Origin of the sequence: Cyanobium sp. PCC 7001, assembly GCF_000155635.1 — a bacterium.
Taxonomy (GTDB): domain Bacteria; phylum Cyanobacteriota; class Cyanobacteriia; order PCC-6307; family Cyanobiaceae; genus NIES-981.
Map to the genome: position 1 here is coordinate 984498 of NZ_DS990556.1, position 19562 is coordinate 1004059.

14 protein-coding genes are annotated in these 19562 nt (G+C 66.6%); 3 read left to right on the top strand and 11 right to left on the bottom strand.

Annotated elements, in window-relative coordinates; genetic code table 11:
• Positions 1–173: 173 nt before the first annotated feature.
• From murF to CPCC7001_RS04865, 8 genes are all read right to left on the bottom strand, one after another.
• Entirely contained in the window at positions 174–1628 is a 1455-nt protein-coding gene (murF, locus tag CPCC7001_RS04835) for a UDP-N-acetylmuramoyl-tripeptide--D-alanyl-D-alanine ligase (protein ID WP_006910076.1), read from the bottom strand.
• A 16-nt stretch (positions 1629–1644) separates the two neighbouring features.
• On the bottom strand, positions 1645–2922 hold the full coding sequence (locus CPCC7001_RS04840; protein ID WP_043368621.1) for a hypothetical protein: 1278 nt from the start codon (positions 2920–2922) through the stop codon (positions 1645–1647).
• Positions 2919–4907 carry a hypothetical protein gene (locus tag CPCC7001_RS04845; RefSeq protein WP_225867173.1) on the bottom strand — a complete coding sequence of 663 codons (1989 nt, stop codon included), beginning with the start codon at positions 4905–4907 and terminating at the stop codon, positions 2919–2921. Before CPCC7001_RS04845 ends, CPCC7001_RS04840 begins: the two co-directional genes overlap by 4 nt.
• A gap of 506 nt (positions 4908–5413) precedes the next feature.
• Positions 5414–8920, bottom strand: coding sequence for a hypothetical protein (locus CPCC7001_RS15010; protein WP_156796680.1), 3507 nt, complete (start codon positions 8918–8920; stop codon positions 5414–5416).
• Between the two features lie 390 nt (positions 8921–9310).
• A complete protein-coding gene (locus tag CPCC7001_RS04855; RefSeq protein WP_006909038.1) occupies positions 9311–10729 on the bottom strand; it encodes an HlyD family type I secretion periplasmic adaptor subunit in 1419 nt (472 codons plus the stop codon).
• A gap of 78 nt (positions 10730–10807) precedes the next feature.
• Positions 10808–12352, bottom strand: coding sequence for an ATP-binding cassette domain-containing protein (locus CPCC7001_RS04860; RefSeq protein WP_006909810.1), 1545 nt, complete (start codon positions 12350–12352; stop codon positions 10808–10810).
• A gap of 54 nt (positions 12353–12406) precedes the next feature.
• A complete protein-coding gene (locus CPCC7001_RS15750) occupies positions 12407–12937 on the bottom strand; it encodes a hypothetical protein (RefSeq protein ID WP_225867174.1) in 531 nt (176 codons plus the stop codon).
• Positions 12934–14670 carry an ABC transporter transmembrane domain-containing protein gene (locus CPCC7001_RS04865; protein WP_006909893.1) on the bottom strand — a complete coding sequence of 579 codons (1737 nt, stop codon included), beginning with the start codon at positions 14668–14670 and terminating at the stop codon, positions 12934–12936. Before CPCC7001_RS04865 ends, CPCC7001_RS15750 begins: the two co-directional genes overlap by 4 nt.
• 210 nt (positions 14671–14880) lie before the next feature.
• Here CPCC7001_RS04865 and CPCC7001_RS04870 point away from each other — a divergent pair, with 210 nt between their 5' ends.
• Positions 14881–15537: a hypothetical protein gene (locus CPCC7001_RS04870; RefSeq protein ID WP_043368624.1), complete on the top strand. Its 657-nt coding sequence runs from the start codon at positions 14881–14883 to the stop codon at positions 15535–15537.
• Here the strand turns inward: CPCC7001_RS04870 and folP are convergent.
• The 3 genes from folP to CPCC7001_RS04885 form a co-directional block, all read right to left on the bottom strand.
• Positions 15522–16331: a dihydropteroate synthase gene (gene folP / locus CPCC7001_RS04875; protein WP_006911581.1), complete on the bottom strand. Its 810-nt coding sequence runs from the start codon at positions 16329–16331 to the stop codon at positions 15522–15524. The two genes, CPCC7001_RS04870 and folP, sit on opposite strands and share 16 nt — an antisense overlap.
• A gap of 68 nt (positions 16332–16399) precedes the next feature.
• Entirely contained in the window at positions 16400–17140 is a 741-nt protein-coding gene (gene tpiA, locus CPCC7001_RS04880) for a triose-phosphate isomerase (RefSeq protein WP_006910964.1), read from the bottom strand.
• A 45-nt stretch (positions 17141–17185) separates the two neighbouring features.
• The gene (locus CPCC7001_RS04885) at positions 17186–17380 is read right to left on the bottom strand and encodes an RNA-binding S4 domain-containing protein (protein ID WP_043368625.1); all 195 of its coding nucleotides are present in this window, start codon (positions 17378–17380) and stop codon (positions 17186–17188) included.
• A gap of 65 nt (positions 17381–17445) precedes the next feature.
• Between CPCC7001_RS04885 and CPCC7001_RS04890 the strand changes: the two genes are divergently transcribed.
• Positions 17446–19197: an ABC transporter ATP-binding protein gene (locus tag CPCC7001_RS04890; protein WP_006911619.1), complete on the top strand. Its 1752-nt coding sequence runs from the start codon at positions 17446–17448 to the stop codon at positions 19195–19197.
• Between the two features lie 53 nt (positions 19198–19250).
• Positions 19251–19535 (top strand): hypothetical protein, encoded by a 285-nt coding sequence (locus tag CPCC7001_RS04895; RefSeq protein WP_006910750.1) that lies wholly within the window; start codon positions 19251–19253, stop codon positions 19533–19535.
• Positions 19536–19562: the final 27 nt, after the last annotated feature.

Genomic DNA, 19562 nt, shown 5'->3' on the forward strand with positions numbered 1-19562 from the left:
CGTCAAGGGACGCTGTGACCGAAGAAGGGGAGTCCAGCCGCGACAGACAGGGACTTGACAGGCCAGAACCCAGTTGCCGCAAGGGCGCCCGGCATTCTTAAACCTCACTGAGAGTTTCTCCGGGCCCTAGACCAGGCCCCGAAAAAACCAGCTTCAGGGGAGACGCGTCAGCCTCACGCCTGGGTGGTGGCCCCCGTGCGCAAGGCCTGGCCGAGCAGTTCTCCCAGGCGCGAGTGGCGGGAGAACTTCAGCACCAGCCAGTCGTCCGGCTGAAGATCCGCCATCAGGACCTGCGTGAGTTCCCGCGCCTCGGTGGTGTGCAGCGCCACCAGGTGATCCGGCAGGGCGGCGCAGGTGTGGCGTGTGTGGGAGCCATAGGCATACACCCGATCGATGCGATGCAGGAGGATCAGATCGGCCAGGGAGGCATGCAGCGCATCGGAGCGCTCGCCCAGTTCGTCGATGGCCCCCAGCACCAGCAGCCGCCTGCCGGGTGAGCCCTCCGCCTGCAGGGCCAGGGTTTCCAGTGCTGCACGCAGGGAGGCCGGATTGGAACTGAAGGAATCGTCGATCAGCCGCACCTCGCCACCCTGCACCGCCAGATGCTCCAGGGCGCAGTGGCGGGGCAGGGGCTGCAGGGCCGAGAACGCCGCGAGGCATCGGTTGGGATCCTGCCCCAAGGCCACCACACCGGCGAGCATCGCCAGGCTGTTGCGCACATCATGCCGGCCGGGCAGGGGCAGGGTGTAGGTGAGGCTCTGGTCGAGGCAGCGGGCCCGCACCTGCCAGCCACTGCGCTGGCGGGAGCAATCCTGCAGCGCCACATCCGCCAGGGGGCTGCACCCGAAGGTGAGCACCCGGGCGGCGCCATAGGAGCGGGCCGCCGCATGCATGCGCGCGAAGTAGGGGGAATCGCGATTGAGCACGGCCGTGCCCTCGGGCTTCAGCCCACGGAAGAGCAGCGACTTCTGATCCGCGATGGCTTCCAGGGTGGGGTAGCAATCGGTGTGGTCATACTGAATCTCCGTGATCACGGCCACATCGGGAGCGGCGATCAGGGCCTTGGGCAGGGTGTAGCGGGGCAGATCCGAACTGAACTCCAGCACCGAGAATTCCGTGTCTTTGGGTGTATCGGCCAGGGTCAGCGTCACACCGTGATAGTGGTTGAAATTGCGCTGGCTTTCGTGGGTCCTGCCGCACCGGGCCAGCAGGATGGCCAGCCCCCGTTTCGTGGTGGATTTGCCAACGGTGCCGGTGACGCATACCAGCGGGTGCGAAGCCAGAGCACGGGCCGCCTGGCCCAGCTGGGCCAGGGCCAGGGAGGTGTCCGGGGCGAGATAGACGCTCAGGCCCTCCGGCACCTCGGCTGGAATGGCATCGAGAACCACCGCCCGGGCGCCGCGCTGCTTCACACGCTGCAGCGATTCCCGATCCTTGTCATAGCCCCGCCCCCAGGAGAGCGCTGAAGGCTGCACATAGAGATGGCCGGGCTGGATGTCGCCCGGCAGGTAGGACACACCGGTGTAGCTCTGCCGCTGCTGGGGCCGCAGCCACCAGCCACCACTGACCGACGGCGTGTCGAGCAGGCTGGAGTCGAACAGGAGCTCGCGACGCTCAGGCTGGCCCATCACACCCCCGCTCCGGTCATGCCGCTGCCTCCCACCAGGCGCTCTGCCAGGCCAGCAGGCCGATCAGCAGGGGAAGCTGGCTGGCCAGCCGCACCCGGGGCATGGGCTCAAGGAGCCCGCTCCCCATCGCCAGTGAGCCGCCCAGCACCACCTGGGGCTGCTCACTCTCCAGCGCCTGTTCGGGCCCGCACTGGCGCGCCAGCAAGGCAGCCAGCACCCGCTCGCCCAGCTTCCGATCCGGCGGCGGCCCGCCCGGCCCATCCAGCTGCGCCGCCACACTGCTGAACAGCGCCAGGCGCAGGGCTGAACCCAGGGTCAGGGGAGTCTGCGGTGGCGGCCTGAGCGAGGAGGGCACCAGCCCCGCGGCATGGGTGCGCACCAGGCCGTGCACCTGCTCGCCCTCCTCGCCCTGCAGAGCCATGGCCTGCTGCAGGGCCGCCAGACACCAGGTGCGGGCAGCCACGCGTGGCGCCCCATCCCCCGCCAGCTGCGTCACCAGGCTGCTCAAGGAAGCCAGCCAGCCGGCCGGAGCGGCTCCGTGGCGGGCCAGCCCCACCAGGGCACAGAGGGCCTGGGCCCGGGGACCCGGGGGCAGCGCGGGCAGACGGTGGCCGATCCTGCGCCCCAGCGTCTCGGCCAGGTTGGCGTGGATTCCCAGCTCCACCAGCGCCAGCAGCAGGGGCAGGGAGGGCAACACGGCTGGACTGCCATGGGCCTGGAGTGCCGGCAGCAGCGAGCGCGTGACCGCCAGCACCGCCAGCTCCATGGCTGGGGAGGGCATGGCCCGTTGCAGCAGCAGCAGACTCCACAGCACGCGGGCGCGGCCGCAGACGCCAAGGCTGGTGCCGGCCGGCACGGCGGCAGGCAGTGATCCATCGATGCCGACCAGACGGAGCAGGAAGGCCTGCAGGGCCGCCAGGGCTTCGGCGGCGGCGGAGCCGGAGCCGAGGCTGGTGCGATCCAGCCAGAGCCTGTGGGCCGGATCCCCCAGCACCGGGGCACGCCACTGCAGCGGCAGGGCCGGATCGAGGTCCAGCTGCTGCAGCAGCTGCCGGTGCAGGGGATCCCTCCACGTGGCAACCGCGGCGCCGGGCTGATCCGGAGGCACCACCCGCAGCCGCAGCCACACCGGCTGACACGACGGCCTCGGCAGCGGTGCGAGAGCCGCCACCAGCGGGGGCACCAGATCCGCGCTCGACCTCCCGTCCTCCAGGGCGAGGGCCAACCGGCTCCGGCTCGGCCCGTGGCGTCCATCCGAGAGGGTGAGGGAGAGATCCCAGCACGCGGCTGTCATGGGGCCAGGCCCTCCAGATGGCGCTCGGCCAGCATCAGGGCATGCATCTGGTGCTGGGTGGTGTCGATGCGCAGCAGGGTTTCGTCCGGCTCTCCCAGCACGCCCCCGATCGCCAGGGGATTGCGGGGCAGCACGGCCTGGAGCTGGGACAGCTGCAGGGACCCCCCCACCTGCCAGCGGCACAGCTTCAGCAGGCCGGCCTCGATCGACTCCCGCAACCGGTCAGCCGTGGGCCCGGCATCGCTCAACCGGGCGAGACGGTAGGCCGACACCAACCCCTCGAAGGCATAGCCGGTGTTGCGGCGCCGCCCGAGCACCCGGTGCACCGTGAGGATCCAGTCGGCCATGGCCAGGGTGCGCTGCCGCCAGCGGTCCTCCCCCGGATCGAGCAGGTAGAGCTCGGTGAAGGCCATCGAACCCCACTGGTAGAAGCCCTTGCAGAGATCGCTGAGTTCGCGGGCCTGAAGGGCCTGCTCGGCATAGGCCTCGAACATGGCGTCGCCGGCGCTGCGGGCCAGAACGGTGTAGGTGGAGAGGCCCAGGAGGCGACTGGCACGGCTCAGCAGCAGCAGGCTCTCGCCGTCGAAATAGGGACTGGGATCGCGGAAGGGCTCACCGCTGTCCAGGCGGTAGCGGGCATGGAAGCGGTCCCGCTCGCTGCGGCAGCTGAGCAGAAAGGCCAGCAGCTCCTCCAGCAAGGCCTGGTGCTGGGCCGGATCGGGGCAGTCGGGCTGGGCCAGCATCTCGACCAGGGCAAGCCCGTAGAGGGCGGTGGTGCCGAGGAATCCCGAGCTGGCATCGGGCGGAATGACCCGACGCTGACCGCGCTCCAGCACACTGTGGCGGAGCACGAACTCGAACGCCCGCTTAAGGGCCTTCCAGATCGCTTTCCGCTCGGGCTGATCGAGCCGAGACCGGTGCAGGTAAAGAGCCAGCCCCCACACCCCGCCGGCCTCGCGCACCTGGTGTCGGCCCTGCGGCAGTGGGGCCGGCCGGAGCGGCACCTCGTAGGCCATGCCCCCGTCGTCCTGCTGGCAGGCCAGCAGGAAGCGCAGCCCGAGGGCCAGGGATTCATGGCAGAGGGAGGCGGACAGCAGTCCCGCTCCGTTCGGGTCAGTTCCAATAGGGTCAGCGCCGATTGGGCCAGCCACTGCCACACCCACGGCCGCAGCGGGGAGTGGCGTGGCGGCCGGCGCGGTCGCCTGGGGTGGAGCAGCACGACGGGGGCGGGCCTCCATCTCTCCCAGAAACGCGGACAGGGCGTGCTGCACATCGTCGATGCGCACCTCCGCCGGGGAAGGCTGCCGCATCCCCGGGATGGCGCCGGTCCAGAGGCCAGAGCGCAGTTGGCAGCGCATGAGATAGTCCACCCCCCGTTCGCAGGCCTCGGCGATCGCGAGCGCCATCGGCAGGTCGTCCTGGAACAGGTGCCGCACGGCCAGGAGGCCCTCCAGACAGGTGGCGGTGGTGGCCGTGCCGCCACTGCTGGAGAAGGCCCCGTGCAGGCGGGGATCGCTGTAACCGAGCTGCTGGCGCGACAGCATGGCTTCAGCCACCTGGCGGGCATGGTGCAGCAGCAGAGCAGAACGGGCCTGGTCGGCACGGGGATCCTTCAGCCAGGCCCCGGTGGCGATCAGCGCCCAGTGATCGAGCGGCACCTGTGCAGGCTGTAGGGCCTGGCGCGTGATGGCCAGGTGTTCGAGGGCCAGACCCGCGGCGGCGTACCACTGATCCGTGGCCGGCTCTCTGCCGGCTGGCGCCAGAGCCCCCAGCCGGCAGAGAGCCAGGGCAGCCTCACCCGGATAGAAGAGGGACACCCAGTCGGTCTGGGGCCCGCCTTCCGATGGCACCCACTTGCTCACGAAGGAGCCATCGGAGCGCTGCATCGCCAGAATCCCCGCTCCCAGCCGCGGCAGAACCGAGGGATCGACGGCAGCTTCATCGAAAACTGAGAGATCGGCGAGAGCCAGGAGAGTGAGGCCCACACCACCGAGCTTCACCTGCTCGACCCGAACGCCATCATTCTTCCCAGGCACACTCCAGGCCACAAGGGTATCGGGATGGCCCGGCAAAGGCCTCAGAAACGACTGAAGAAAACGCCCGCAGAGCCGCAGTCTGGCGACGAGAGCTGGATGGGTGAGACCGGTGAATCGATCAAGGTCTTCACCCAGCTGCGTAGAGGCCTGACAGAGGGAATACAAACTTCCCGCATGACGCAGAAGATTATAGCTTGGCGTCGTATTTTCAGGCTGAGAAGGATCGATGCGATAGAGAAATCGACCTGATGGCAGGATCTGCCGGACGAGATAACAGGCAGCAAGAATGGCGGCGACCTCAAGGTCGCCGCCGTGGTGAGGCTGTCCGTTCAGATCACCCGAAGCAGGGTGACAAGGAACAGATTCCTGGACTGCACCAGGTTGATCTGCAGGTTTCAAACCACCCTCTTCCGTGACCGGAAACTCCAGGCATGATGCCTTGGATCAGGGGGGGATCAACCCCCCGGATCAACATAGGAGTCGTACTCATCGGCTGAGGGCTGCACGACGGAGACATCGTCCACCGGCGCCAGCAGATCCTGCTCAGACAACTGGTCTGTCAGATCAGAATCGTCGGCCGTGCCGGAGTCATCGCCCACTCCGATCACACTCTCACTGCTCAGGGCAGGATCAAGCTCCAGGTGGGAACCTGGATCGTCATCCGTGGAATCCTGAACATCGAGGGCGAGCTCAGCCAGTGACTCATCCGAAACAGGATGTTCCTCGATGAACTGGTTAACCAGATCATCAACACTGGCCGTGGAGACGTCAGCAGGATCGGGCTGCTGATCAGCGCTGGAGGAAGCGGGATCGGCCTCTGGGTGGAGATAGGCATCAACTAGGTCAGCCACTGAGGCATCCTCTTCGGCTGCTGGCTCGCCCTGCGGCGCCGCGGGAGGCTGGTCAAGCGAGGCCGCCTCCTGTTGCTCAGGGGCTTCCTGCGACTGGGCGGCTGGTTCGTCAGCCGTCTGCTGGGGATCAACCGCAAACTCAGCATCCGCCAGCAGGCCCTGAGACCCATCGGTGTAGTCCACCGCAGCCTCCCCGTGGACCAGGACATCACCGTCCGCTTGAACGGAGGGCTCGGACTCTGGGACGTAAGTGAGGTCCAGAGCCTCGATTCCACGGTCAGCCAGGGAAGCCAGCTCGCCAGGATCCGTAATGGCGTTGGAGTTGAGATCCTGCCAGACGCCAAGAGCATCAAACAGATCATCCTGACTGTTCAGGGCTCCGTCGGAGTTGCTGTCGAAGTAATTCGACAGCGCCTCAAGGTCGGTCTGAGCCGTGGGATCCCAAAGCGTAAAGACAAGCTCCTTGCCTTCAGTGATCAAACCATCCTGGTTGTAATCGAAGACAAGCAGGCCATCGTTGGAGTCAACCCAGGCCGTGGCGACGTTGCCATCGCCGTAGTCGAAGGCAACTCCCGCATCCCGTGAGAGGAAGCTCAGGCTGCCATCGTGATCCAGGTCGATGGCGATGGGAGCCACACTGGACTCGGCGGCAAACTTGCCTCCGCGTGATCCATGTCCTTCCTCTGCATTTTCTGCGTTGTTATGAGGACCGGAGTGACCTGGGGCATCTTGATCCCCATTGCCGAACCCGTTGTTCTCCTTCGCATCAGAGTCGGATTCAGACTCATCGAAGGGAGGTTTGAAGTCGTCGTCGTCGCCTGAGGCGTCGTCGTCGTCATCATCCCCGGACGCATCGTCATCGTCGTCGCCGTCATCCGACGCATCGTCGTCATCATCCGACGCGTCATCGTCGTCATCATCCGACGCGTCATCGTCGTCATCCGAGGCATCGTCGTCGTCGTCGCCTGAGGCGTCGTCGTCGTCATCATCCCCGGACGCATCGTCATCGTCGTCATCATCCGACGCGTCATCGTCGTCATCCGAGGCATCGTCGTCGTCGTCGCCTGAGGCGTCGTCGTCGTCATCATCCCCGGACGCATCGTCATCATCGTCGCCGTCATCCGACGCATCGTCGTCATCATCCGACGCGTCATCGTCGTCATCCGAGGCATCGTCGTCGTCGTCGCCTGAGGCGTCGTCGTCGTCATCATCCCCGGACGCATCGTCATCGTCGTCGCCGTCATCCGACGCATCATCGTCGTCATCCGAGGCGTCATCGTCGTCGTCGTCGCCTGAGGCGTCGTCGTCGTCGTCATCACCGGACGCGTCGTCATCGTCGTCGCCGTCATCCGACGCATCATCGTCGTCATCCGAGGCGTCATCGTCGTCGTCGCCTGAGGCGTCGTCGTCGTCGTCATCCCCGGACGCGTCGTCATCGTCGTCCGACGCATCGTCGTCGTCATCCGAGGCGTCATCGTCGTCGTCGCCTGAGGCGTCGTCGTCGTCATCCCCGGACGCGTCGTCATCGTCGTCGTCGTCATCCGACGCATCGTCGTCATCATCCGACGCATCATCGTCGTCATCCGAGGCGTCATCGTCGTCGTCGCCCGAGGCGTCGTCGTCGTCATCCCCGGACGCGTCGTCATCGTCGTCGTCGTCATCCGACGCATCGTCGTCATCATCCGACGCGTCATCGTCGTCATCCGAGGCGTCATCGTCGTCGTCGCCTGAGGCGTCGTCGTCGTCATCCCCGGACGCGTCGTCATCGTCGTCGTCGTCATCCGACGCATCGTCGTCATCATCCGACGCGTCATCGTCGTCATCCGAGGCATCGTCGTCGTCGTCGCCTGAGGCGTCGTCGTCGTCATCCCCGGACGCGTCGTCATCGTCGTCGTCGTCATCCGACGCATCGTCGTCATCATCCGACGCGTCATCGTCGTCATCCGAGGCGTCATCGTCGTCGTCGCCTGAGGCGTCGTCGTCGTCATCCCCGGACGCGTCGTCATCGTCGTCGTCGTCATCCGACGCATCGTCGTCATCATCCGACGCGTCATCGTCGTCATCCGAGGCATCGTCGTCGTCGTCGCCTGAGGCGTCGTCGTCGTCATCCCCGGACGCGTCGTCATCGTCGTCGTCGTCATCCGACGCATCGTCGTCATCATCCGACGCGTCATCGTCGTCATCCGAGGCGTCATCGTCGTCGTCGCCTGAGGCGTCGTCGTCGTCATCCCCGGACGCGTCGTCATCGTCGTCGTCGTCATCCGACGCATCGTCGTCATCATCCGACGCGTCATCGTCGTCATCCGAGGCATCGTCGTCGTCATCGTCCGACGCATCGTCGTCGTCGTCGTCATCGTCCGACGCGTCGTCGTCATCGTCGTCCGGCGGGACGTCGTCGTCGTCGTCGTCGGGGGGCACGTCGTCGTCGTCATCCCCAGGCGGGACGTCGTCGTCGTCATCGCCGGGAGGGATGTCATCGTCGTCATCCCCAGGCGGGATGTCGTCGTCGTCATCGCCGGGAGGAATGTCGTCGTCGTCATCCCCAGGCGGGATCTCTTCCTCAGGGGTGGGAGGCGAAGAAGGAGTTGGGGGAGCTGCAGGGGCCGGCGGGGTGCCCGGGCCAGGACCTGGCTCAGGGCTGTCGTCATCAGCCTCAGGGGGCTGAGGACCAGGCTGCTCAGGTTCTCCAGGTCCGGCCGCTGCCGCAGAAAGATCGGGTGCATCGAACGGAGGCGGGGCCCCGATCACGCTGGCGGGGACAGAAGAAGGACTCTGTGGGGGTTGCGACGCCGGGTTCACTCCCGGAACACCACCACTGCCACCGGCCGCATCAAAACTCGGTTCTTCCGGCTGGGGTGACGGCGTCGTGGGCCTCAGCGCCCCGACATCATTGGGGTTGACTTCCTCCGGGGTGGTGTTGTCGACCGCATCGCGAAAGCCAGTGGCACCGCCGGGGTTGTCACCGGAGGCAGGCGAGCGGTAGTCGCGGCGGTCGGTGATATTCCCTGTCGCACGGTTCTCATCCTCCATGGCCTGGGCTTCCTGCCCGGTTACGGCGCTGGAGGCAAGGGATTCATCGCTGGGGGGCCCCGGGATAAAGGAACTAGTCATGGCCAACCCTCATAGAGCTCCACAGACACCCTATGAAGCAATCGCCCCCTGGGCCTTGCACGCACGCTCAGGAACCGGTACAAAGCCTGAAAATCGGCCGGTCATGGGGCCCTGGTGGCCCAGACCACAGCTCCAGCCTGCTTTTCCCAAATCTGAGATCCGCCTGAGAGTTTCTCAGAGGGGACATTTCGTTGCACGGCCGGCGCTGCTGGCGTGGCTGAAGCGCTGCAGCGGACTGTCTTCGATCCAGGCCTGCCGGCCTTGGATCCCGCTTTGTCAGCCAAAGCTTGGCCGAACACAGGATTGGTCGACCAAAAGGGACAACACCCCCAGGAGGGGCCTCCAGGTCCCCGCCTGTGAAAGGGCAGAGACCGGCCTTCGGATCAGCGCTCAGCGGGATTCGCGAAGCGCAGAATCCAGCGTCCGTGTGAAGGGCTGGAAGATGTAGCGGAGAACACTCCGCTGCGGGCCCTTGATGTCGGCCACCAAAGGCATGCCGACCTGGATCGGGTATTTGCGGTTCTGCACATCCACAAACTGACGATCCAGCTGAATGCGCGCCTTGTAGTAATAGCGGCGATCATCGGGATCCTGCACCGTTGAGGCGGCGATCGTCATCACACGGCCAGGCACAGAGCCATAGATGCTGGAATCAAAAGGTTGGAGCTTCACATCCACTGCCTGGCCGGGCCGCACGAAGCCGATGTCAGACGAGGGCACGCGCACCTCAACCAGCCGTTTGGTGCCATTCGGGACCACGGAGAGCACCACGGCACCCGGACCGATGACCGCACCAGGTGCCTTGAAGCGCAGGTCGCTGACAACACCATCGACAGGGGCAACGATTTTGGTGCGATCCAACTGGTTGCGCACCTTCTTGATGTTCTCCGCGACAACGGCTTCTTCATTCACCAACTGCGCGATCTGAGAATTCTGTTCGAGGCGAATTCCAGACTGCAGACTGCGCAGGTTGGCTTCGGCTTCAGCGAGCAACTTGGTGGCTTCATTGCGAGCCCCCACCAACTCGGCAAGTTTGGTGTTGGCCGCCGCGAGCTGCTGCTCGACATTCAGGAGATTAAGCCTGGAGGCTGCGCCCGTGGCTACCAGATCAGCATACATCTGACGCTGCTCGCGGTAGAGCTGAATCTCTCTCTGGAAACGGGAAATCTGATTGTTCAGACCTGTGATCTCAGCACGCTTCTGGTCAACTTGAGCCTGGATACGGTCGATTTCATCGGTGCGGTTATCAATGCGGCTGTTGAGCAGATTGCGCTGGGCATCGGCCACTTTGCCTGGCTCAGCCACAAAGACACGCTCACCACGGATCGCTGCCTGCAGCTGCTTCTGCTGAGCCAAGAGATTGTTGAGCTGCTGCTCGGTCGCTTTGTATTCACTCTCCACCAGGTTCGGCCGCAGCTCCAGCATCACCTCACCCTTGGTGACCTCCTCGCCGTCAGCCACATCCACCTTGGCCACGATGCCACCTTCGAGGTGCTGCACCACGTTCACCTCGCCTTCAGGAATCACTTCCCCGGAGGCCTGAACCACCTGAGTGATGGGCGTCAGCGCCGCCCAGGGGAAAAAGATCAGGGCGGCAGCGCCCAGGATGTAGAGACTGAGACGCAGATAGCGGTTATCGGGCTTCTCCTCCAGCTCCAGCGCCTGGCTGAGACGGTTGCGGCCCACCAGGGTGATGGCATCCGGGCTGTCCATGCCCGGAAGCTTGGAAAGAATGCCCCCCGCCGGTGGCAATGCCAGGGCGTCATCAGGAGTGGGGTTGTCAGGACCTTGGGTGGAGAGGGAAGCCATGGGAGGGAAGCGAAAACCGGTTGGACAGGGATGGAGAGGAAGAACTTGCGAACAACGTGGAACCAACAGGCCAGCCTGCTAGCTGGCCTTCTGCATGCGGGCACGAAGCTCGTCTGCGGTGCCTTGGAAGGTGGTGACACCCTTGTCCAGGATGCAGAGGCGATCAGCCTGTTCAAGCAGCATCTTGTTATCGGTGGCAATGATCACGCTGCGCTGTTGTCCACTGAACGTGCAGGTGCGCAAGCCCGGCAGCGCGTCGATCACGATCTGGAACTGATCGGGTGACAACCCTTGGGTGAAATCATCGATCAGCAGGATCGGAGTGTCCTTGATCACGGCCTGAGCCAGGGCAAGCAGCTTCCGCAAACCGCTGGGCAGCTGGTACACCACTTCATCGGTGAGCTCCGTTTCCAGGCCATCCTTGAGGGTGGAGAGGAATCCGCTCAACCCAAGCTGCTCACACACGCGCTGCACCCCAGGCACCGAGGCATTGGGGTTCATGGCGGTGAGATTCGACCAGATGGTGCCCGGCAACAACGCCGTATCCGGCATGAGGAACGCCACATTGCGCTGGATCACCTCAGTGCTGAACTGACGGTGATCCTGACCATCGAAGAGCAAGGTGCCGCTCACCAGTGGATAGAGCTGGTCGATCACCCGCAGGGTGGTGGACTTGCCACAGCCCGGATTGCCAGTGATGGCCAGGATCTGTCCCGGGGAGACGGACAGGGACACGCGCGTGATGGCCAGCACGCCCTCCGAACCAAGACGACAGGCTCCGGAATCGAGGATCACCGACCCACGCATCCGGGTGGAGGAGAGGGCCATCCCACCTGCCGTGCGGGATGGCGAGCGGAGCTTCAAGAACTGGTTGAGCTGCGCGTACTGGGTGCGCATCGTGGAATAGCGCAGCAGAGCATTCATCAGCTGCTGGAAGGGAGTGAAGACCCGCCAGACAAAGAACATCGAGGCGATCAGGTTGCCCATCGCTGCGGGCCCCTGGTTGCTGGAGAAGGACATCCAGACCCCAACGGCCAGCGTGAGCACACCAGCCAGCTGGGCGGCCGTGCTGGTGATGATCTGAAGGCGCCCCACCTGGCGATTGAGCACCAGGGAGCTGCTGGTGCTCTGAGCGGAGAGGCCCCGCAGCCGCTGCAGCCAGACCCACTCCACATTGGCCAGCTTCACTTCCAGGAAGCGGCTCACCATTTCCTGCTGGGCCTGGCCGATGCCGATGCCCGTGGCCAGGTTGAGCTCGGCCGCCCCGGTGTAGTAACGGGACAGGAGCCACACCAGCAGACCGCTCAGCACCATCAGGATGAGCGGCACGATCACGAGCCAGCCGCTGATGAAAGCAATCGCCCCGAGGTAGATCACCACAAAGGGGAAATCGAGGCAAGCCAGGGCCAGTGGCCCCTGCAGATAGCCGATCAGGCTGTCGAGGTTGCGCAGACGGTTGTTGAGCCCGGCACGGCCGAGGGTCTCGATCTGGCGGTAGTCGAGCCCGAAGAGCTTCTCCATCAGATTCACCCCCACCAGCGCATCCAGCCGCCCGGCCAACTGGGCGAGCTGGGCTGAACGCCACTGCCTCAGCACCCAGTCGAGGGAGAACAGCAGCAGCACCCCAAGAAAGATCCAGAAGGTGGAGATGAGGCTGGTGCTGGGAATGGCGATGTTTTAGATCGCCCGGATGTAGAAGGGCAGGGTGAGGGCCAGAAGGGCCAGCGCGAAGCTGAGGCCATAGAGCACGCCGATCCGGTTGCTGAACCGGTAGACGATCTGCTGGAGAAGGGTGGTGCGGTCCTGGGTGCCCCGCTCCTGCAGAATCACGATCCGCCCGTTCACGGGCAGATCCATCAGGCCGCAGCGTCCGTTGACGTTGCCCGCCACCAGCTCCCCCCTGGAGGTGCGCGAGAGCACGAAGGGGACGTTGTCCGGGGTCACGTAGAGGGCGGGGAGCAGCTGGGGGCTCACCTGCTCCCAGCTCTCCACCACCTCCATGCGGCTGCTGAAACCAAGCCGCAGCAACACGTTGCGGGCATCCACCAGATCCAGGTGGCGGGGATCCCTGCCGAGCAGATCGAACAGCTCTTCGGGGCGACCGGTCCACATCATCTGCTGCAGCAGAAGCCGCAGACAGAAGGCCATCGGCGCTTCGGGGCTGAGGGTGAGATCCCTCAGCAGCATGGAGCTGGATAACGTCGTCATGCGATCACCTCACCGCCGGCGGCGGTCAGTTCCACTTCCTGGTCACTGAGGGAGGAGAGCACACGCCCGGCGCCGTTGATCAGCACCGTGGTCTTGCCCCGGGTGCGGCGCAGGATCCGCTCCAAACCATCAATGAAGTCCTTGCCGTAGGCACAGTCGCTCAGGTCGATCAGCAGCAGCTGGGGTGATCGGGCCAGGGCGGTGATCACGTGGAAGAGCTGGTGCACATCCTTGGAGAGTCCTGTGGGAACCGAGGTCCCCACGGTGGTGCTGTAGCCGTTGGGCAGGGAGCGGACCTGGGCATCGAGGCCGGAGAGATACGACCAGAACAGGGCACGCCGCTGGTAGGTGCGGGGCTGGAAGCTGGTGATGTTCTCCAGGAGCGTTCCCTCGAAGAAGTCCCGGGCGGGGTCAACGAACTGGATCACCTCCCGCAGGGCCTCACGCTGGTAGTCGGCGATGGGCAGACCGTTCAGCATCAGCTGGTCATCCGGCTCGATCTGGATCAGGGAGAAGAACAGGTGCCGCACTTCGGCACCGAAGTTCCTGTCGCGGAGCAGGGTCACACTGCCGCCCTGGATCGCCACCAGGGGCTGGCGCGCGAGGCTGATGGTCACGGCGCTGCCGCTGGATAGCCGCGGCTGCTCCAGCCCCCCCTCCGGCTCGATCGGCATGGCCATCAGGGCGTCGTACTCATCGCGGGCATGGCTGAGGCGGCGGTAGCTGCTCCACAGGGCCATGGCCTGCTGCCAGGGGGAGAGGATCTTGCCGCCCAGCAGCAGGGCGGCGGCCAGGGCGCCCACCAACAGGTGGCCGTGGATCACCAGCACCGCACCCCAGGTGACGATGCCGGCCAGGGTGAACTGGCTCATCAGGCTGCTGAAGGCCTGCTGCTGGCCGCTGAAGCGGGAGTTCACCATCCGCTGCCAGGCCAGCTGCTCCTGCCGCTGTTCATTGCCCACCAGGAACTGACGGCCCAGCCCGTTGGACTTGATCAGGTCGATGGCGCCCATCACCTTGCTCTGGTAGCCGAGGCGGTCCAGCTCCAGGAGGTCGCGCCGCTTGGAGAACACCTCGAACTGGCGGGCGAAGGCCAGGGCCCGCAGCAGGTAGATCACGATCGCCACCACGGCCACCACCCCCACGCTGCCGGCGATCAGGAACAGCACCAGCACGAACAGCAGGGAGAAGACCAGATCGATGGCGGTGGTGACCGCCTGGAGGGAGCTTTCATCCCGCAGCTGGTTGATGCTGTTGAGACGCTCGGCATGGGCGGCCGGAGACAGGCTCAGGTAGTCCGACAGCCGCATGTGGGAGAAGTGGATCAACGCCTCCATCCGGCGCTGGTGCTGGAGGCGGGCACCGTCCGAACCGGTGAGGCCCAGGCGCACGGACTTCAGCCAGCCCCCCAGCGCCATCAGCAGCAGCACCCCCACCGAGAGCACCACCAGGCTGGACATGGAGCCCGTGGGCAGGATGGAGGTGTAGACAATGTTGATGTAGAGGGGCGAGGCCAGTTCCAGCAGATTGATCAGCACCGAGGCGATCAGGATCGGCCCCAGCTGGTAGGCACTCCAGTCCACGTCCCGAAGGGACTGGAAAAAGCGGTGGTGCACGAGCTCGTCGATCAGATCGAGGCTCGTTGCGAAGGCGGAACGGAGCTTGTGGATGAAGCCCTGGACCAACCCGCCCAGGGAAGCCGCCGTGCCGCCACGTTCAGGGTTGGTTGTCACGGTTCGCGACAATGGGGAGGAGGTATTCCTGGAACGTAGGCGGGATCCTGGAACCTGCCACCCACTGATCCGCCCTGCGCACACATTGATAGGAAACGAACCGATAGCAAACGGACCGGGGTCGCGGCGTTCGCAAGCCCGGGGTTCACGGCTAGCTTGCTGTCAGGATCACGTCCGGATTCTCCGGCTGGCTGGATGTTCAGGTTCCGATTGACCTCAGACCAGGTGCGCCTGGAGCTGATCGGCAATGGCCACTCGGCCCGGGTGCCGTTCCAGGTCATCGGCCCCACCACGGAGGTGGCCTTTCTCGAGGAACTGATCGAGGAGTACTTCGGCGGCATGACCGTGCCCCCGCGGGATCTGTTCGCGTTCCTCCAGCAGGACCCCTGGGTGCAGGAGTTCTTCGGCGCGCCTGAGCTGGTGGAAGGGAATCTGGATGGCCACCAGGTCGCCGACGCCACCTTCACCAACCAGAACCTCGGCAACAAACTCGTTCAGGCCGGCGTGATCGAACTCGACGAGCTCGAGGAACTGCTGGAGCAGTACAGGCCCTTCGCCGAAACCCAGCGCTTCGGCGAGTTCCTGCGGCTGAATCTCTCGGTGCCGCCGCAGATGATCGACCTGCTGCTCAACCCCAGCCTGTTCGACGCCTCCGGCTTCAACGACAAGCGGCTGGGCGAGCGCCTGCTGGACATGGGGGCGGTCAGCGAGGCCCAGCTGGAGGAGGCCCTGGCGGCGCAGCGCACAGGCGGAGGGCGGCTTGGCGAGATCCTGGCTGCCAAGGGGTACATCTCGCCCGGGATGGCCCGGTTCTTCTCCCAGGCCAAGGTGAACGCCAGGGGAGAGATCGACTACGCGATCTCCTGAGGGTCTGAGCCGATGGCCGCCAGCATGCGGGCGATCTGGCTGATCGGAGCCACATCGTGCACCCGCAGCACGGCAGCCCCCTGGCCGATGGCATGGGCGCACACCGCCGCCGTTCCCCAGATCCGCGCCCGCGGCCGGGGCTGATCCAGCACCGCTCCGATGAAGCGCTTGCGCGACGGGCCCACCAGCAGCGGGAAGCCCTCGGCGCCCAGACGGTCCAGGTGGCGCAGCAGCGCCAGGTTCTGCTCGGTGGTCTTGGCGAAGCCGAGGCCCGGATCCCACACGATCCGCTCGGCGGCCACTCCGGCCGCCGCGGCGGCCTCGGTGGCCTGCAGCAACTCCCCGCGCACCTCCTCCACCACATCGCCATACACGGCGCGGGCATCCATGCCGGCGCTGTCGCCTCGGCTGTGCATCAGCACGTAGGGGCAGCCGGAGGCCGCCACCAGGCGTGCCATGGCCGGATCGCGGCGGTCGGGGTTGGCGCCGCGCACGTCGTTGATCCAGCTGGCTCCCGCGGCCAGGGCCGCCTCCGCCACCGCCGGCTGGAAGGTGTCCACCGAGAGGGGCAGCTGGGGCTGGGAGGCCCGCACCGCGGAGAGCACGGGCTGCAGGCGCCGCCACTCCTGCTCGGGCCCCACCTCCTCGGCCCCGGGGCGGGTGCTCTGGGCGCCCAGGTCGAGCAGGTCGGCACCGGCGGCCACCATGGCGGCGGCATGGCGCAGGGCCCGGCGGGGTATGTCGTAGCGGCCGCCGTCGCTGAAGGAATCGGGGGTGAGGTTGAGCACCCCCATCACCAGGGGGCGCCGGCGCCAGCCCTGCGGCCAGGCCGCTCCGCAGGTGTCAGCACAGGCGTCAGCCCTCACACCGCCGCCGACACCCGGAAGTTGGCGATGCGGGCGAAGCTGTCGGGATCGAGGGAAGCGCCGCCCACCAGCACGCCGTCGATGTCGCTCTGGGTCATCAGCTCATCGATGGTGGCGGGATTCACCGACCCGCCGTACTGCACCGTCACGTCGTTGTGGCCCACCCAGCCGCGGATCAGGCCGCAGATGCGGTTGGCTTCGGTGGCGGCGCAGGTCTTGCCGGTGCCGATGGCCCAGATCGGCTCGTAGGCCACGATCAGCCGGGTGGGATCCACCGATTCCAGCCCCTGCTCGATCTGGCGGAAGATCACGCGCTCGGTCTCGCCGGTCTCGCGCTGATCGAGGCTCTCCCCCACGCAGAGGATCGGGATCAGGCCATGCTTCTGGGCGGTGCGGGCCCGCAGGTTGATCTGCTCGTCGGACTCGCTGAAGTACTTGCGCGGCTCGCTGTGGCCCACGATCGCGTGGGTCACGCCGTGCTCCACCAGCATCGGTGCCGACACCATGCCGGTGTAGGCCCCCTGTTCATCCCAGTGCACGTTCTGGGCGGCGATGGCCACGCCCGTGCCCTCCAGGTGGCGGCTGAGGGTGGGGATGGCGGTGAAGGGCGGGGCGATCAGCACCTGCCGGTCAGACGGCAGGGCGGCGATCAGGGGGCGGAAGGCGGCGGCATAGGCCCGCGCTTCGGCGCAGGTCATGTGCATCTTCCAGTTGCCTGCGATGACGGCCTTGGCCAACGGTCCACTCCCAGCGACGTGCTGCAAACGCTAACGGGCCGTCCGTCAGCGGCTGGGCGGCCCGGGCATCACCAGCAGCTCACGGCCATCGATGCCCACCGCATCACCGGGAGCCAGCTGGCGGCCGCGGCGGGTTTCGATCACGCCGTTGACGCGCACGTCGCCCCGCTGGATGCGCAGCTTCGCCTCACCGCCCGTGGCCGCCAGGCCCTGGAATTTGAGGAACTGATCGAGCTTCACGAACCCAGGCGGCACCGGCCCATCCTGGAACGGGATGCCGCCGCCACGGGCGATAGCGTGCCGGGATGCTCGCACCGCCCAAGGCCAGCCTCGCCAGCACGGTCCGTCGGCTCTGGCCCCTGCTGCGGCCCTACCGCCGGCGGCTCCTGGCCGGGGGTGCCTGCATCCTCGTGTTCGTGCTCTGCTGGCCGCTGCTGGCCTGGCTGGCGGGCCGGCTGATCCCCGCCATCGGCGCCGGCGACGTGGGCCTCACCCTGCAGACGATCCTGGCGGCGCTGGGGGTGTTCATGGTGCAGAAGGCGGCCCAGTTCGGCCAGGACACGCTGCTGGCCAGCCCGGCCCTGCACGTGAGCCAGACCCTGCGCCACCAGCTCTTCGCCCGCCTGCAGCGGCTCGACTTCAACGCCCTCGAGAAGCTCTCCGCCGGGGATCTCACCTACCGGCTCACCGAAGACGCCGACCGGGTGGGAGAAGTGATCTACAAGACGATCCAGGACACCACGCCCAGCGCCCTGCAGCTGCTGGCGGTGCTCACCTACATGCTCTGGCTCGACTGGCCCCTGGCCCTGGCCACCCTGCTGCTGGCGCCGGTGGTGGCCCTGCTGGTGAGTGGCTTCGGCGCCCGGGTGATGGGGGCGGCGGAGCGCAGCCAGCAACAGGTGAGCGAACTGGCCAGCCTGCTGGGGGAGGCCATCGCCGGGCTGCCCCTGGTGCGGGCCTTCGCGGCCGAACCCTGGCTGCAGCAACGCTTCGACCAGGAGATCGACCTGCACCGCCAGGCCCGTTACCGCACCCTGCGGCTGCTCGCTCTGCAGCATCCGGTGGTGGGGCTGCTGGAGGCGGCAGGCATCCTGGCCGTGCTGTGGATCGGCGCCTGGCGCATCCAGTCGGGCGACCTGGACAGCCAGGGGTTCAGCAGCTACGTGGCGGCGCTGTTGATGCTGATCGATCCGATCGCCCACCTCACCACCAACTACAACGAGTTCCAGCAGGGGCAGGCCTCGCTGCAGCGGCTGCGGGCGATCGAGGGGGAGCCGGTGGAGGTGCGTGACCGGCCCGGCGCCCGGCCCCTGGGGGAGGTGCGCGGCGAGCTGGTGCTGGAGGAGGCGAGCTTCGCCTACTGCCCGGGTCAGCCGGTGCTCAAGGCCGTGAGCCTGCGGGTGAATCCGGGCGAGGTGGTGGCGCTGGTGGGCCCCTCCGGCGCGGGCAAGAGCACCCTGTTCTCCCTGCTGCTGCGCTTCAACACCTGCCAGCAGGGCCGGGTGCTGCTCGATGGGCACGACCTGGCCGACCTGCGGGCCCGGGAGCTGCGCCAGGCCGTGGCGCTGGTGCCGCAGCAGAGCAGTGTGTTCTCCGGCACGGTGGCCGAGGCGATCGCCTTCGGCCGCAGCACCACGGCGGCGGCGATCGAGGAGGCGGCGCGGATCGCCAACGCGGATGGCTTCATCCGCCGCCTGCCCCAGGGCTACGGCAGCCGGATCGAGGAACGGGGCAGCAACCTTTCGGGCGGCCAGTTGCAGCGCCTGGCGATCGCCCGGGCGGTGCTGGGCAACCCGGCCGTGCTGCTGCTGGATGAGGCCACCAGCGCCCTCGACGCCGAGGCCGAGGCCGCCGTGCAGACGGGCCTGGAGGCCGCCATGGCCGGCCGCACGGTGCTGGTGATCGCCCACCGTCTGGCCACGGTGCAGAACGCCGATCGCATCGTGGTGCTGTGCGAGGGGGCGGTGGTGCAGCAGGGCAGCCACCAGCAGCTGATGGCCGAGGGCGGTGCCTACCGCCGGCTGTGCGAGCGCCAGTTCATCCAGCTCGAGAGCTGACGCCTCCCCCCCGCAGGCGACATGCTGGCCTGAAGAATCACGCGCTGAGGGTCATGGGCTGGGAGTACCGGGTGATCCACATCAACGTGGAGAGCGGCGCCCCGCCGGAGCCGCCCACCCCCCGCAGCGACAGCGAGCGGCTGGGGGGTGCGCTGAGCCCCGAATTCCTGCGACGCGAGTTCCCGCAGCAGTACGCCGCAGCCAATGCCCGGCCCCGCCACCCGGCCGAGCAGCTTCAGTTCTTTCTCAACGCCCTGGGCCGCGAGAACTGGGAGATGGTGGAAGCCGCCCAGGTGGGCCCGCTGCTGATGTTCGTGTTCAAGCGGCCGCAGACCTGAGGCCTCCATGAAAAAGCCCCCCGGCAA